Annotated in this window: 14 protein-coding genes; 9 read left to right on the forward strand and 5 right to left on the reverse strand. The window is 61.7% G+C overall.

All coding sequences use genetic code 11. The features are described from left to right. Window positions 1-21: 21 nt before the first annotated feature. From argF to B5F94_RS11115, 5 genes are all read left to right on the forward strand, one after another. Window positions 22-942, forward strand: coding sequence for an ornithine carbamoyltransferase (gene argF, locus B5F94_RS11095; protein WP_087330164.1), 921 nt, complete (start codon window positions 22-24; stop codon window positions 940-942). Between the two features lie 228 nt (window positions 943-1,170). After that, entirely contained in the window at window positions 1,171-1,383 is a 213-nt protein-coding gene (locus B5F94_RS11100) for a cold-shock protein (protein ID WP_009259878.1), read from the forward strand. 200 nt (window positions 1,384-1,583) lie between these two features. After that, on the forward strand, window positions 1,584-3,254 hold the full coding sequence (locus B5F94_RS11105; protein WP_087330166.1) for a formate--tetrahydrofolate ligase: 1,671 nt from the start codon (window positions 1,584-1,586) through the stop codon (window positions 3,252-3,254). A gap of 55 nt (window positions 3,255-3,309) precedes the next feature. Next, window positions 3,310-3,927 carry a cyclodeaminase/cyclohydrolase family protein gene (locus B5F94_RS11110; protein WP_087330168.1) on the forward strand — a complete coding sequence of 206 codons (618 nt, stop codon included), beginning with the start codon at window positions 3,310-3,312 and terminating at the stop codon, window positions 3,925-3,927. Further along, window positions 3,927-4,775 carry a bifunctional 5,10-methylenetetrahydrofolate dehydrogenase/5,10-methenyltetrahydrofolate cyclohydrolase gene (locus B5F94_RS11115; protein WP_087330170.1) on the forward strand — a complete coding sequence of 283 codons (849 nt, stop codon included), beginning with the start codon at window positions 3,927-3,929 and terminating at the stop codon, window positions 4,773-4,775. Before B5F94_RS11110 ends, B5F94_RS11115 begins: the two co-directional genes overlap by 1 nt. 38 nt (window positions 4,776-4,813) lie before the next feature. Here B5F94_RS11115 and B5F94_RS11120 read toward each other — a convergent pair whose 3' ends face one another. Further along, complete coding sequence (locus tag B5F94_RS11120; RefSeq protein ID WP_087330172.1) at window positions 4,814-5,758, reverse strand: alpha/beta hydrolase; 945 nt, start codon at window positions 5,756-5,758, stop codon at window positions 4,814-4,816. A 166-nt stretch (window positions 5,759-5,924) separates the two neighbouring features. Here B5F94_RS11120 and B5F94_RS11125 point away from each other — a divergent pair, with 166 nt between their 5' ends. Together B5F94_RS11125 and B5F94_RS11130 are read left to right on the forward strand one after the other, a co-directional pair. Further along, complete coding sequence (locus tag B5F94_RS11125; RefSeq protein WP_087330174.1) at window positions 5,925-7,229, forward strand: hypothetical protein; 1,305 nt, start codon at window positions 5,925-5,927, stop codon at window positions 7,227-7,229. A gap of 12 nt (window positions 7,230-7,241) precedes the next feature. Beyond that, the gene (locus B5F94_RS11130) at window positions 7,242-7,946 is read left to right on the forward strand and encodes a DUF6320 domain-containing protein (protein WP_087271130.1); all 705 of its coding nucleotides are present in this window, start codon (window positions 7,242-7,244) and stop codon (window positions 7,944-7,946) included. Between the two features lie 61 nt (window positions 7,947-8,007). Here B5F94_RS11130 and ppk1 read toward each other — a convergent pair whose 3' ends face one another. From ppk1 to B5F94_RS11145, 3 genes are read right to left on the reverse strand one after another with little or no spacing between them, the layout of a single operon-like run. After that, window positions 8,008-10,152, reverse strand: a complete 2,145-nt coding sequence (ppk1, locus tag B5F94_RS11135; RefSeq protein ID WP_242965662.1) for a polyphosphate kinase 1 — start codon at window positions 10,150-10,152, stop codon at window positions 8,008-8,010. Next, on the reverse strand, window positions 10,142-11,056 hold the full coding sequence (locus B5F94_RS11140) for a hypothetical protein (protein ID WP_087330176.1): 915 nt from the start codon (window positions 11,054-11,056) through the stop codon (window positions 10,142-10,144). The genes ppk1 and B5F94_RS11140 overlap by 11 nt, the downstream gene beginning before the upstream one ends. A 31-nt stretch (window positions 11,057-11,087) precedes the next feature. Beyond that, on the reverse strand, window positions 11,088-11,303 hold the full coding sequence (locus B5F94_RS11145; RefSeq protein WP_087330178.1) for a hypothetical protein: 216 nt from the start codon (window positions 11,301-11,303) through the stop codon (window positions 11,088-11,090). A 102-nt stretch (window positions 11,304-11,405) separates the two neighbouring features. Here B5F94_RS11145 and B5F94_RS11150 point away from each other — a divergent pair, with 102 nt between their 5' ends. Both B5F94_RS11150 and B5F94_RS11155 read left to right on the forward strand, forming a co-directional pair. After that, on the forward strand, window positions 11,406-11,816 hold the full coding sequence (locus tag B5F94_RS11150; protein WP_087330180.1) for a DUF3783 domain-containing protein: 411 nt from the start codon (window positions 11,406-11,408) through the stop codon (window positions 11,814-11,816). 1 nt (window position 11,817) lies between these two features. Beyond that, window positions 11,818-12,321: a GreA/GreB family elongation factor gene (locus tag B5F94_RS11155; protein WP_087330182.1), complete on the forward strand. Its 504-nt coding sequence runs from the start codon at window positions 11,818-11,820 to the stop codon at window positions 12,319-12,321. A 42-nt stretch (window positions 12,322-12,363) separates the two neighbouring features. Here the strand turns inward: B5F94_RS11155 and B5F94_RS11160 are convergent. Further along, window positions 12,364-13,482 (reverse strand): PLP-dependent aminotransferase family protein (locus tag B5F94_RS11160; protein WP_087330184.1); only part of this gene is annotated, 1,119 nt, incomplete at its 5' end.

Here is a 13,482-nt window from a genome sequence, read left to right on the forward strand (position 1 = left end):
CGAAACAATGAGGTGAATACGATGAAAAAAGACCTGCTCAAGCTGCTGGACCTGACCAAGGCCGATATCGTGAAGATTCTGGATACTGCCGACCAGATGAAATACAACCAGAAGCATGGCCTGACCCACCACTATCTGGAGGGCAAGACCCTGGCCATGATCTTTGAGAAGAACTCCACCCGTACCCGTGTGTCCTTTGAGACCGGTATGTTCCAGCTGGGCGGCCACGCCCTCTTCCTCTCCGGCAAGGAGAGCCAGATTGGCCGGGGCGAGCCCATCGAGGACACCGCCCGGGTGCTCAGCCGCTACTGCGACGGCATCATGATCCGCACCTTCGGCCAGGCCGAGGTGGAGACTCTGGCCAAGTATTCCTCTATCCCCGTGATCAACGGCCTCACCGACTTCGCCCACCCCTGTCAGGTACTGGCCGACCTGATGACCATCCGTGAGCACAAGTCCCGGCTGGAAGGCCTGAAGCTGTGCTACATCGGCGACGGCAACAACATGGCAAACTCCCTCATTGTGGGCGGCCTGAAGGTGGGCATGGAGGTGTCCGTGGCCTGCCCCGAGGGCTATGATCCCGATCCCCAGGTGCTGGAATTTGCCCAGAACTGCGGCGGCAAGTTCACCCTGTGCCGGAACCCCAAGGAGGCGGCTGCCGGAGCCGACGCCCTGTTCACCGACGTGTGGGCCTCCATGGGCCAGGAGGGCGAGGCCCAGAAGCGCCGGGCTGTCTTTGAGGGCATCTACCAGATCAATGACGAGCTGATGGCAGTGACCAACCCCGGCTGCATGGTGCAGCACTGCCTGCCTGCCCACCGGGGCGAGGAGATCACCGCTGAGGTCTTTGAGGCCCACGCCGGTGAGATTTTTGACGAGGCGGAGAACCGTCTCCATGCCCAGAAGGCGGTCATGTACCTGCTGATGAAGGGCGACAACTGAAGTGTCTGAACAGACCGGCCCCGATGGTACGGGACCGGTCTGCCTTTTCTTACGCACCAGTATGTTTTCCTTGACGGAGGAACGGTTCGGTGTTATAGTATTCTGGTAGTCTAAATGTACGGCCTGAACTCACATTTTTGTAGTCATCGTCGCTTCTTCAGACGATGTCCGAAAATGTGAGTTTTCTTGTCATTTAGCGCGAAATTTTTTGCAGGAGGTACCATTATTATGTATCACGGTACTGTCAAGTGGTTCAACGAGACCAAGGGCTTCGGCTTCATCTCCAATGACGAGGGCGGCGACGACGTGTTCGTGCACTTCTCCGCCATCGTGTGCGACGGCTTCAAGACCCTTCAGGAGGGTCAGAAGGTGACCTACGACGTGGAGCCCGATCCCAAGAACGCTGACAAGCTGCGCGCTGTCAACGTGGTGGCCGCTTGATCGTAAGGATATAAAGCCACACAAAGCAGACCGACAAAACCTGTCGGTCTGCTTTTTTTCATTTCCGTTGACAAGCCGGGGAAAGAATGGTACATTTTATAAGATGAAACAGCGGAAATGAACTGAAACGCCGGTTTGCCAAGGATGGCTGAGCCGGCGCGTTTTCGTTGCTAAGCGGAAGGATGAAGGAGTGAAGGTCCATGAAAACGGATATCGAGATCGCTCAGGCCTGTGAAATGAAGCACATCCGGGACGTCGCCGCCCTGGCCGGGGTGGACGAGGAGTACCTGGAGTACTACGGCAAGTACAAGGCCAAGATCGACCTGAAGCTGCTGGCGGATCGGGAAGGCAGGCCCGATGGCAAGCTGGTGCTGGTCACCGCTATCAACCCCACCCCCGCGGGCGAGGGCAAAACCACCACCACCGTGGGTCTGGCCGACGGTATGCGGCGGCTGGGCAAGAACACCGTAGTGGCCCTGCGGGAGCCCTCCCTGGGCCCCGTGTTCGGCGTCAAGGGCGGCGCTGCCGGCGGCGGCTACGCCCAGGTGGTGCCCATGGAGGATATCAACCTCCACTTTACCGGCGATTTCCACGCCATCGGCGCGGCCAACAACCTGATGGCCGCTATGCTGGACAACCACATCCAGCAGGGCAATGAGCTGGACATCGACGTCAAGCGCATTACCTGGAAGCGGTGCGTGGATATGAACGACCGCCAGCTGCGCAACATCGTGTGCGGTCTGGGTGGCCGGATGCAGGGTGTGCCCCGTGAGGACGGCTTCGATATCACCGTGGCCTCCGAGATCATGGCAGTGCTCTGTCTGGCCACCGGGCTGGGCGACCTGAAGGCCCGGCTGGGCCGCATGGTGGTGGGCTATTCCCGTTCCGGCGCTCCCATCACCGCCCACGACCTGAAGGCCGAGGGCGCTATGGCCGCCCTGCTGAAGGACGCCATCAAGCCCAACCTGGTCCAGACTCTGGAGGGGACTCCCGCCTTCATCCACGGCGGTCCCTTCGCCAACATCGCCCACGGCTGCAACTCTGTCATGGCCACCCGGGTGGCCCTCAAGATGGGAGACTACGCCATCACCGAGGCTGGCTTCGGCGCTGACCTGGGTGCGGAGAAGTTCCTGGACATCAAGTGCCGTCTGGCCGGACTGAAGCCCTCCGCTGTGGTGGTGGTGGCCACTATCCGTGCCCTGAAGCATCACGGCGGCGTGGCCAAGGCCGATCTGAACAACGAAAACCTGGAGGCGCTGGAGAAGGGCCTACCCAACCTGCTGCGCCATGTGGAGAACATTACCACCGTGTACGGTCTGCCCTGCGTGGTGGCCATCAACCGGTTCCCCACCGACACCGAGGCTGAGCTGAAGCTGGTGGAGGACAAGTGCAAGGCCCTGGGCGTCAACGTGGCCCTCAGCGAGGTGTGGGCCAAGGGCGGCGAGGGCGGCATCGCTCTGGCTCAGGAGGTCATCCGCCTGTGCGAGGAGCCCAACCACTTTGCCTTCGCCTATGAGCTGGATCAGCCCATCGAGGCCAAGCTGGCCGACATCGTGAAGAAGGTGTACCACGGCGACGGTGTGGTGCTCACCCCCGCCGCCAAGAAGCAGGCGGCAGAGCTCACCGCCCTGGGTTTCGGCGGCCTGCCCATCTGCATGGCCAAGACCCAGTATTCCTTCTCTGACGACCAGAATCTGCTGGGTGCTCCCGAAGGCTTTACCGTCACGGTGCGCAACATCAAGGTGTCTGCCGGCGCCGGCTTCCTTGTGGCTCTTACCGGTGACATCATGACCATGCCCGGACTGCCAAAAGTGCCTGCCGCCGAGAAGGTGGACGTGGACGAGAACGGCAAGATCTCCGGCCTGTTCTAAAAGAAAACGCGGGCGGGTGGTAACACCCGCCCGCTGTAATGAGGAGTTGATTGCGATGAATACCGCCAACCAGACCTGCGGCGATTTTCTGGACGCCCTTGCCTCCAAAGCGCCTGTTCCTGGCGGCGGCGGCGCCTCCGCCCTGGTAGGCGCTCTGGGAGCGGCCCTGTGTACCATGGTGGGCAACTACACCGTAGGCAAGAAGAAGTATGCCGAGGTGGAGGAGGACGTGAAGGCCCTGATGGCCAAAGCAGAGGACCTGCGGGCTCGCCTGCTGGCTCTGGTGAACGCTGACGCTGCGGCCTTCGAGCCCCTGTCCAAGGCCTACGCCATTCCCGAGGATGCCCCCGACCGGGAGCAGGTGATGGAAGAATGCCTCCGGAATGCCGCTGCCACACCCATGGAGATCCTGCGCCTGAGCTGTGAGGCCATTGACCTTCACAGTGAGATGCTGGAGAAGGGGAGCGTGATGATGCTCTCCGATGTAGGCACCGGGGTGGTTTTCTGCTGGAGTGCCCTGTACGGCGCTGCCCTCAACGTGAAGGTCAACACAAAGAGCATGGCCGACCGGGCCTACGCTCAGGCCATGAATGAGGAAGTGGACAGCCTGGTGGAGCGGTATTGGAAGATCGCAGAGCGCGTTTATGAAGCAGTTCTGGGGAGGTTTGCCTGATGGCGGAACATTGGAAGGGGGCCCCTGTGGCCCAGGCTCTGACAGAGCGGCTGATCGTCAAGGCCAACCAGCTGAAGGTCCAGGGCATCGTTCCCACCCTGGCCATCGTGCGGGTAGGGGAGCGCCCTGAGGACCTGTCCTACGAGCGAGGAGCCCTGAAGCGGTGCGAAAAAGTGGGCATCCGTGTCAGGCAGTTTACCTTGCCAGAGGAATCCAGCCACGGGGACCTGCTGGCGGTCATTGAGCAGATCAACGCGGACCGGGAGATCCACGGCTGCCTGCTGTTCCGGCCCTTGCCGCCGCAGATCGATGAGGCGGCCATCTGTGCTGCCCTGGACCCGGCCAAGGACGTGGACGGTATTACCGCCGGCTCTCTTGCGGCGGTGTTCACCGGCAGCGGTGCAGGCTATCCGCCCTGTACCGCCCAGGCCTGCATGGAGATTTTGGAGCACTACGGCTGCGATCTCACCGGCAAGCGGGCGGTGGTGGTGGGCCGAAGTCTGGTGGTGGGCAAGCCTCTGTCTATGCTGCTGCTGGGGAAAAACGCCACCGTCACCCTCTGCCACACCCGTACCGCCGACCTGGCCGCCGAGTGCCGTCGGGCGGAGGTGCTCATCGCCGCCGCCGGACGGGCCAATATGATAGGCCGGGACCACCTGGCCCCCGGACAGCTGGTGCTGGACGTGGGCATCAATGTGGATGAGAATGGCAATTTGGTGGGCGACGTGGATTTTGCTGCTGCCGACGAGATCGTAGGCGCAGTGACGCCGGTGCCCGGCGGCGTGGGGGCCGTGACCACCTCGGTGCTGGCGGCCCATGTGCTCCAGGCTGCGGAACAAGCAAGATAATAAAAACAGGCGCTGCCGGTGGCAGCGCCTGTTTTTCATTATAGTCCGCCCATTAAGAAACTGGCGGCGTGTTCCATGGCCTCGTTGGCCTTCTTCATAGGGAAGGTCTGAAAGACGTGCCACATCTTGTCCCACACTTCCAGCTTGCAGGGCACGGAGGCCTTGAGCATCCGGTTGCGCAGGCGCACCGAGTCGGAGAGCAGCAGCTCGTTGGTGCCAGCCTGGATCAGGGTGGGGGGGAATCCGGTGAGATCGGCAAACAGAGGGGACAGACAGGGGGCGGTCAGGTCCTCTCCCCGGGCATAGGCGTCCCGGGTGGCGTAGATATAGTTGAGGGTGAGTACGGGGTCGATGTCGGCCCGCTCCTGATAGGACTTGCCGCTGGCCGTCATGTCGGTCCAGGGAGAGAAGAGAAGCAGTGCCCGGGGGAGCAAACGGCTCGCTTCTTTCAGCTTGTGGGTAAGCACCAGTGCCAGGTTGCCCCCTGCGGAATCGCCTGCCACAATGATGTCCCGGGCGCCGTAGCCCAGATACATCAGGTGGTCCCAGGCCTGGAGTGCGTCCTCCACAGCAGCAGGATAGGGGTGTTCAGGGGCCAGGCGGTACTCAAAGCTCATCACTTGCAATCCTGTGACTAGGGACAGCTTGGACCCCAGAATACGGGAGTAGCCCAGGGTGCCGCTGGTATAGCCGCCGCCGTGGCAATAGAGAATGGCCTTCCTGCGGTCATAGCTCCGGTGAGGCCTGATCCAGGCACAGTTCATCTCGCCCAGGGAAAAGGGTTCCCAGCTCATACCGCCCATAGGAGCCACCAGCCGGCCCAGCAGCTCCTGGCTTTTCCGCTGGCGGGCCAGATCTTCCACGTTCATGACCTCGGGGGTGGCGGCGCTGTGGATCGCCTTCAGTGCGCGCATGAAAGGGGCCAGACGCTGCTTTTCCGCCCGCTGTCCGGCCAGCTCCTGACGCTTGCTGTGGTGGCTCATAATGCCGTCTCTCCTTATTTCATGGTAATTCGGTAAGCCGCATTATACCACAGGGGAGAATGAAAGAAAAGAGGCGGGCGGGGCCTCTTTTTTGTGGAGAGATTCACTTTCCCTTGTGAGCGACAGAGGAATGTGGTATCCTTTTTTCAGGAAAGGGGGGTGAGCCATGGCGGCAGCTCAGTCTGAACGCGAAGAAAAGAAGCACAAAGAGTGGTACCGGCTGGACAATGCGGCGGTGGTCTACTCCGCCATCCAAAAGGAACGGTATTCCGCTGTTTATCGCTTTTCTGCCGTGATGGACCAGCCAGTGGACCCGGAGGCCCTTCAGCGGGCGGTGGACAAGACCATGCCCCGCTTCCCTGGCTTCCGGGTGCGGATCAAGCCGGGGATCTTCTGGTACTACTCGGAATTCAACGACGCTCCCGGCCCCTTTGTACAGAAGGATATCTCCAATCCGTGCCAACCCATACGTTTTGATCAGGGGGACGGATGGCTGGTGCGTTTTTTCTACTATGAGCGGCGTATTTCCCTGGAAGTATTCCACGCCATCAGCGACGGCGGAGGCGCTATGACTCTGCTGAGGACCTTGCTGGCAGTTTATCTGCGGGAGCTGGGCTACCAGATTCCCAATACCTGCGGGGTGCTGGATGTGGATCAGCCCCCCAGGCCGGAGGAGCTGGAGGACGCCTACGCCCGGTACGCTACCGTAAAGGCCAGAAGCTTTACCACGCTGAAAAAGGCCTATGCCAACGCCGGTACGCCGGAGCCCTTCTATACCCTCAACGTGACCATGGGCTTCTGCTCGGTGCGGCAGCTGAAGGAGAAGGCCAAGGAGCACGGGGCCTCTATCACGGAATACCTGACGGCAGTGCTGCTGAAGGTTCTGGTGGACAAGCAGCACCGGGAGGGGTCCAAAAAGGAATTGCCGGTGGCCCTGGCCATCCCCATCAACCTGCGGCCCTGGTTTCCCACCGAGAGCCTGCGAAACTTTATTCTGACCGTCCGGCCCTGCATCGATCCCAGCCTGGGGGAGTATACCTTTGAGGAGATTGTCAGCCAGGTCCATCACTATCTGCGGCTGAACATCAACCGGCAGCAGATGCAGGCAGAGCTGGCGGGCAATGTGAAGTTTGCCAGGAACAAATTCATTCAGATCATACCCATTGCACTGAAGAAGCCGGGTATCGCTTTCGGGTACTGGATGGCAGGAGTGCGGCCCTATTCCGGTACCTATACCAACCCCGGGCCCTTCCAGGTGCCGGAGGAGATGAAGTCCCATATCCGTCGGATGGAGGTGATCCTGGGGCAGGCTACCATGCCCCGGGTCCACTGTGCCTCCATCAGTTACGGGGACGAGATGGAAATTACCTTTGCCGGGACCCAGAGGGAGACGGATACGGAGCGGGAATTTTTCCGCTTTTTGGTGCGGGACGGCGTCCATGTCAAAGTGGAGAGCAACCGTACCCAATAAGGAGGAAGCACCATGTCCTATTGTGTTCATTGTGGAGTGGAACTGGACGCCACCGCCACGTTCTGCCCGCTGTGCCAGACAAAGGTGATAGACCCGGGCCGTCCGCCCGACACCACCTCTCCCAAGCCCTTTCCCACTGAGCGGGGAGAGGTGCCGCCCATCCCTAAGGGGGCGGTGGCGGCGGCCATTACCGCTATGCTGGCCTGTGTGGCGGTGGGATGCGGTCTGCTCAACCTGTTTCTGAAACCGGGGCGGGCCTGGTCTCTCTATGTGATTGGGGCCACCATCATGCTGTGGCTGTGGATTGTGCTGCCCCTCCTCTTCAGACGATTGCCTCTGCTGGTCCGCAGCGTCATCAATGTGGCGGCGGTGGCCCTGTATGTCTACCTGATGTCGGTGGACCTGAATGGCCGGGACTGGTATCTGGGGCTGGCGGTGCCCATTATCCTGTGGGGAGGCGCGGTATGGCTGCTGCTCTCCCTGATGCTGCGGGTGTACCACCGCTCGGTCATCAGTACTGTCGCCATTCTCATTGGCAGCCTGGGGGTATTTCTCCTGGGTGTGGAATTTTTCATCGACCGCTGGCTTACTGGCCGGTGGGACCCCTCCTGGTCGTTGGTAGTACTTACTATCTGCGTGTGCACCGTGATCCCCCTGGTGATTATCCGGCGTATTCCCGCTGTCCGGGAAGAGGTACGACGCCGGTTCCATACCTGAATTCAAATAGCAAGAAAAGCCGCCCGACAGGGCGGCCTTTCTTGCGTAAAAATCAAGCTATTCAGCGGGACTCCCGGTGGAAGAGACGGTGGAAAAATCCCCCTCGCTTCTCCTGGGGAGCCGGGGCATTGGCAACGGCCCGGGCCTCCCGCACAGCTTGCTCCATCAGCGCCGCCTGGGCGTTGACAGCGGGGGCGCCCTCCTGGCGGGGCACCGGCGTGTAGCTGCCGTCGGGACCCATGTTGCGGGCCTTCACGTTGTCGGAGCAGAACAGCTCCACATACTGCCGGATCTGACGGCGTACATCCGGGTCCACCACCGGGCAGGCGATCTCCACCCGGCGCTCGGTGTTGCGGGTCATCAGGTCGGCGGAGCCGATGTAGAGGCGGGTACCCTCTCCTACGCCGAAGGCGTAGATCCGGGGGTGTTCCAGATAGCGGCCCACAATGGAAAAGACCCGGATACGGTCGGTGAGGCCGGGTACGCCGGGCCGCAGGCAGCAGATGCCCCGCACGTTGAGGGTCACGGGTACGCCGGCCTGGCTGGCCTCGGCCAGTTTGTCGATGAGCTCCCGGTCGGTGACCGAGTTGACCTTGAAGAAAATACGGGCGGGCTGGCCCTGGCGAGCCTTTTCGATTTCCCGGTCCATCAGGGCCAGAATGCGGTTTTTCAAACTGTGGGGGGCCACCAGCAGCTGGTGATACTCACCGTGGAGGTTGGAGGTGGCCATATTCTGAAAGAACGCCGCGCCGTCACCGCCGATGGCGGGGCTGGCGGTCATAAGGCAGAAGTCGGTATAAAGCTTGGCCGTCTTTTCGTTGTAGTTGCCGGTGCCGATCTGGGTAATGTACTGGATGCGGCCCTTGTCCCGGCGGGTGATGAGGCAGATCTTGGAGTGGACCTTGTAGTGCTCAAAGCCGTAGAGGATGGTACAGCCCGCCTCCTCCAGCCGCTGGGCCCAGGCAATGTTGTTCTGCTCGTCGAACCGGGCCCGCAGCTCCATGAGCACGGTCACGTCCTTGCCGTTTTCCGCCGCCGCCGCCAGATATTCCACCAGCTTGGCGGTGGAGGCCAGCCGATAGATGGTGATCTTGATGGACAGCACAGACGGATCGTTGGCAGCCTCCCGCACCAGCTGGAGGAAGGGCTCCATGGAGTAGAAGGGATAGAAGAGCAGCATATCCCGCCGTAAGATCTGGGGGATCAGCTTCTCGCCCTTGACCAGACCGGCGGGCCACTGGGGGGTATAGGGAGGATAACACAGGGCGGCGGCGCTCTCCTCGGGCAGCTTGCCTTCCAGGGAGTAGACATAGCCCATAATGAGGGGGCTTTTGGACCGGAACACCTGCTCGGCGGTCAGATTGAGCCGCTGGCAGAGAAACTGCTGCAGTTCGGCGGAGGCCTCCCCCTGGATCTCCAGCCGTACGGGAGCCAGCCGGGCGCGTTTCTTCAGGACCTTCTGCATATGGGCGCGGAAATCCTCGCCTACGTCATAGTCCTCATCCTCGGGGCTGATGTCGGCGTTGCGGGTGACCGAGATGACGCACTTCTCCTCCACCTGATAGGTTTCAAAGAGCTGGTCGGCAAAGTGGAGGACTACCTGCTCGGTGAGCAGGTAGCGTAAGCCCTGTTCCTCCAGCTGGAAGTAGGGAGGAAGGGCCTTGGGAATGGGCACCAGACCGAAGCAGCGGGTGTTGCCCAGCCGCAGGGTGAGGGCGATGGTCAGACTGTTGGAGGGCAGGTGAGGGAAGGGGTGGTGGCTGTCTACCACCATGGGGGACAGGATGGGCTGCACATAGTCCCGGAACCACCGCTCCACCTGCTTGCGCTCCTTGCCATCCAGCTCCCCGGGGGTCAGGTTGCAGATGTTGCAGGTCCGTAGCCGCTTCTCCAGCTGGGAGACGATCTTGTCCTTCTGCTTGTACAGGCCGGGTACCGCCTTGAAGATAGCCTGAAGCTGCTCGGTGGGGGTGAGGCCGCTCTTGCTGTCCACATGGGTCTGCTTGGACAGGGTCATGTCGTAGATGGACCCAACCCGGATCATGAAGAACTCGTCCAGGTTGCTGGTGAAAATAGCGGCAAATTTCAGCCGTTCGAAGAGAGGGACGCTCTCGTCCTTGGCTTCCTCCAGCACCCGCTCGTTGAAACGCAGCCAGGACAGTTCCCGCTCCTGGGTATAGCGTGTGTCGATCTCTTTATGCATCATGGCTTGTTCCCTCCATCACGCGGCGGAGCAGATAGCCCTCCCGGACGCCGCAGGCGCTGACCGATACGGTGGATACCTCATAGGCGTCCAGAATGGCGGTGAGGATGGCCAAACCGGGCAGAATGGTGTGGACCCGGTCGGGTACTGAGCGCAGGATCTGCCGCAGGGTATCCTGATCGCCCTTTTTCAGCCCCTTGTACAGGGCATGGATCTCCCCGGCGGGGATGATCCGGTTGTCCGGATCGGCGCCGGACAGGTCGTTGCACAGCTTGGCGGCGGCCCGGAAGGTGCCGCCCACGCCGGTCAGGTGACTGCACCGCAGACCGGCGGTTTTGGCCTTTTCCAGCTCCTCCCTCACGTCGGAGCGGATGGCCTTCCGCTCCTCCTTGGTGGGGAAAAGGCCGGAGACGTGTTTGGTGAAGAGGGACAGGGAGCCCATGGGCAGGGAGCAGCCTGAGGTGATGGCCCCGTCCTGGTAGGCCACCAGCTCGGTGGAGCCGCCGCCCACGTCGGCCAGCATCCCGGAGCCCGGCGCCCCGCCGCCCACGGTGGCCCCCAGGAAGGAGAAGGCGGCCTCATCGGCCCCTGACAGCACCTCAACCTTGATCCCGGTCACCGCCTCAATGGTCTCCAGGGCCTCCTCGGTATTGACGATGTTGCGCAGGGAGGCAGTGCCGAATACATAGAGGTTGGCAATGTCAAAATTGCGTAGCAGGGCCTTGAAGCCTGCCAGCACCCGACAGGCCACCAGAATGCCGCTGTCGGAGAGCAGGCCGTTTTTGATGTAGCCGGCCAGGCCGGCCATCTCCTTTTTATTCATGAGGAGCTTGAACTTCTGCCTCTCCCAATGATAGATGGACAGGCGGATGGTGTTGGAACCCACATCCACGATCCCGCATTTCATGTGATGATACACCTCTCTTTAGAAGTCTAGTTTACGCGATTTCCGTAGCATTATCAATGGGATTTACAGAAGATTTACAAGCCTCATCCATGGTCCGGCGGGCGGCCACCAGAGCCAGGCCATCCCCCAGGGTACAGAAAAAGGCGGACAGAACAGCAAGCTCCTCGGCGGAGCGATTGTGAGCCAGCCGGGCGGCGGCCAGCGCGGCGGCAGCAAGCAGGGTTTCTCCGGAAGGCGGTGTGTACACGGGCCTCATCTCCCTTCTTTCCAATGTATGGCGGCGGGAGATGCGGGTTGACGGCGGAGGCGGATGTGGATACAATGAAAGGAACGAAAGGGGAAGAACCGTATGAATATGCCTCTCATTCTGCTTTATAATCTGGACACCCCCAAGGGGGCCAAGATCCGGCGGATGTGCCTGCCTCTGGGTCTGCGGACCCGGCTTGTGACGCCGGAGGAGTATGGTCTGCCTCTGGGCGATCTGGTGGACGGCGCCGCGCCGGAGACGCCCTGGACCGGAGAGACCTTTGGGGACGAGATGCTGGTGCTGGTCAACTGCACTGGCCTCCTGCTGGACCGGTTCCTCCAGGGCTTCCGGCGGAACAAGATCCCGGCGGTCTATCTCAAGGCAGTGCTGACCCCCACCAACCGGACCTGGAACTCGGTGGCCCTCCACGGTGAGCTGGTCAAGGAACGGCAGGCCATTGCCCAGGGCCAGGGAGCTCACGCCGGGCAGACATCTGGGGAAGAAGGGAACTGACGTGCACAACGAACTGACCAAAAAGGACATTCAGATGATGCGGGAGGAGCTGGATTACCGCCGTATCCAGCTGCGCCCCCAGCTGCTGGAGGCGGTGAAGGAGGCCCGGGCCTTCGGTGACCTCAGCGAGAACTTTGAGTACAAGGCCGCCAAGCAGGAGAAAAACCGGAACGAGGGCCGCATCCGCTACCTGGAGAATATGATCCGCACCGCCAAGGTGCTGCCGGACGAGCCGGTGACCGATGGGGTAGGACTCTATGATAAGGTGACCGTGTTTCTGGAGGATGAGGGGGACACCGAGACCTACCAGATCGTCACCACCATGCGGCAGGACGCCCTCCACGGGCTCATCAGCAAGGAGTCGCCCATGGGCAAGGCCCTGCTGGGCCGCAAAGTGGGAGAGACCTTCCGCATCCAGGTCAACGACAACTACGGCTATGACGCCAAGGTGCTGGCCATTGAAAAGGGGGAGGACGACGGCTCCGCCCCCCTCACCGGATTTTAACGGGAAAAGGACGCATTGCACAGGCAATGCGTCCTTTTTTGTTTAAAAGCCCCAGGCGGATTTCAGCAGGGACAGGGCGGGGGCCATGTCCTCGGCAGCCACCCGGGTATAGCCCATGATGAGGGCTGGCGGCCGGTATATGGGGGGCGGAGTCAGGTCGCAGATGGACAGGGGAGACACTCCAACACCCACCTCCGCCGCCCGGGCGGCCAGCTCCTGTTCATTCCACCGCCGGTCCATCCACAGCAGCAGGTGGAGGCCGGCGTCGCCTCCGTCAAAGGAACCCACCTGGGTCAGACCGGTGTCCCGGGCGGCGGCCAGCAGGGCCTCCCGCCGGGCTTTGTACCGGGTGCGGGTGCGGTTCAGGTGACGCTCAAAGTGGCCCCGGTCCATGAACCGGGCCAGGGCGTACTGCTCAAAGGAGGGGACGGTGGAGGAGTAGAACCAGAACTCCCGCCGCCACCGCTCCAGCAAGTGGGGGGGCAGCACCATATAACTGATGCGCAGGGAGGGGGCCAGACTCTTGGCAAAGGTATTGAGGTAGATGACCCGCTCCCCGTTGTCCAGACTTTGCAGGGCCGGAATGGGCCGGCCGGAGAAACGGAACTCGCTGTCGTAGTCGTCCTCCAGAATATAGCGCCCCGGCTGCTGGGCGGCCCAGCGCAGCAGGGCCTGCCGCCGGGTTACCGGCATGATGATGCCCAGAGGAAAATGGTGGGAGGGGGTGACGTGGACTACCTGTACCTTGTGCCGGTCCAGCTCCTCCACCATCAGGCCCTGGTCGTCCAGGGGGATGGGTTCCACCTGGGCCCCGCAGCTGCCCAGAATGCGGTGGGTCTTGGTGTAGCCGGGGTTTTCTACCCCGTAGCGTCCCTCCCGGCCCAGCAACTGGACCAGCAAGCTGGTGAGTACCTCCGACCCGGCGCCCACCACGATCTGGGCAGGGTCCGCCCGGATGCCCCGGAAGCGGTAGAGGTGGGCGGCAATGGCCTCCCGTAGTTCGGGCACCCCCTGGGGATGGGGAGTGTTGAGCAGGGTGTCCTCCTGCTGAGACAGCACCTCCCGCATCAGCTTGGCCCAGGTGGCAAAGGGAAACAGGGCGGTGTCCACGGCGCTGGTGGAGAAGTTATAGCGGAAGGTGGGCCGGGCGGGCTCCTCGGT

Source organism: Flavonifractor sp. An4, from assembly GCF_002161755.1.
Lineage (GTDB): Bacteria > Bacillota > Clostridia > Oscillospirales > Oscillospiraceae > Flavonifractor > Flavonifractor avicola.

Excerpts from the sequence above, each read along its gene's own strand:
- B5F94_RS11100 (WP_009259878.1), top strand. The coding sequence starts at position 1,171 with ATGTATCACGGTACTGTCAAGTGGTTCAACGAGACCAAGGGCTTCGGC.
- B5F94_RS11110 (WP_087330168.1), top strand. The coding sequence starts at position 3,310 with ATGAATACCGCCAACCAGACCTGCGGCGATTTTCTGGACGCCCTTGCC.
- B5F94_RS11140 (WP_087330176.1), bottom strand. The coding sequence starts at position 11,056 with ATGAAATGCGGGATCGTGGATGTGGGTTCCAACACCATCCGCCTGTCC.
- B5F94_RS11150 (WP_087330180.1), top strand. The coding sequence starts at position 11,406 with ATGAATATGCCTCTCATTCTGCTTTATAATCTGGACACCCCCAAGGGG.
- B5F94_RS11125 (WP_087330174.1), top strand. The coding sequence starts at position 5,925 with ATGGCGGCAGCTCAGTCTGAACGCGAAGAAAAGAAGCACAAAGAGTGG.
- B5F94_RS11120 (WP_087330172.1), bottom strand. The coding sequence starts at position 5,758 with ATGAGCCACCACAGCAAGCGTCAGGAGCTGGCCGGACAGCGGGCGGAA.
- B5F94_RS11105 (WP_087330166.1), top strand. The coding sequence starts at position 1,584 with ATGAAAACGGATATCGAGATCGCTCAGGCCTGTGAAATGAAGCACATC.
- B5F94_RS11130 (WP_087271130.1), top strand. The coding sequence starts at position 7,242 with ATGTCCTATTGTGTTCATTGTGGAGTGGAACTGGACGCCACCGCCACG.
- B5F94_RS11115 (WP_087330170.1), top strand. The coding sequence starts at position 3,927 with ATGGCGGAACATTGGAAGGGGGCCCCTGTGGCCCAGGCTCTGACAGAG.
- ppk1 (WP_242965662.1), bottom strand. The coding sequence starts at position 10,152 with ATGATGCATAAAGAGATCGACACACGCTATACCCAGGAGCGGGAACTG.
- argF (WP_087330164.1), top strand. The coding sequence starts at position 22 with ATGAAAAAAGACCTGCTCAAGCTGCTGGACCTGACCAAGGCCGATATC.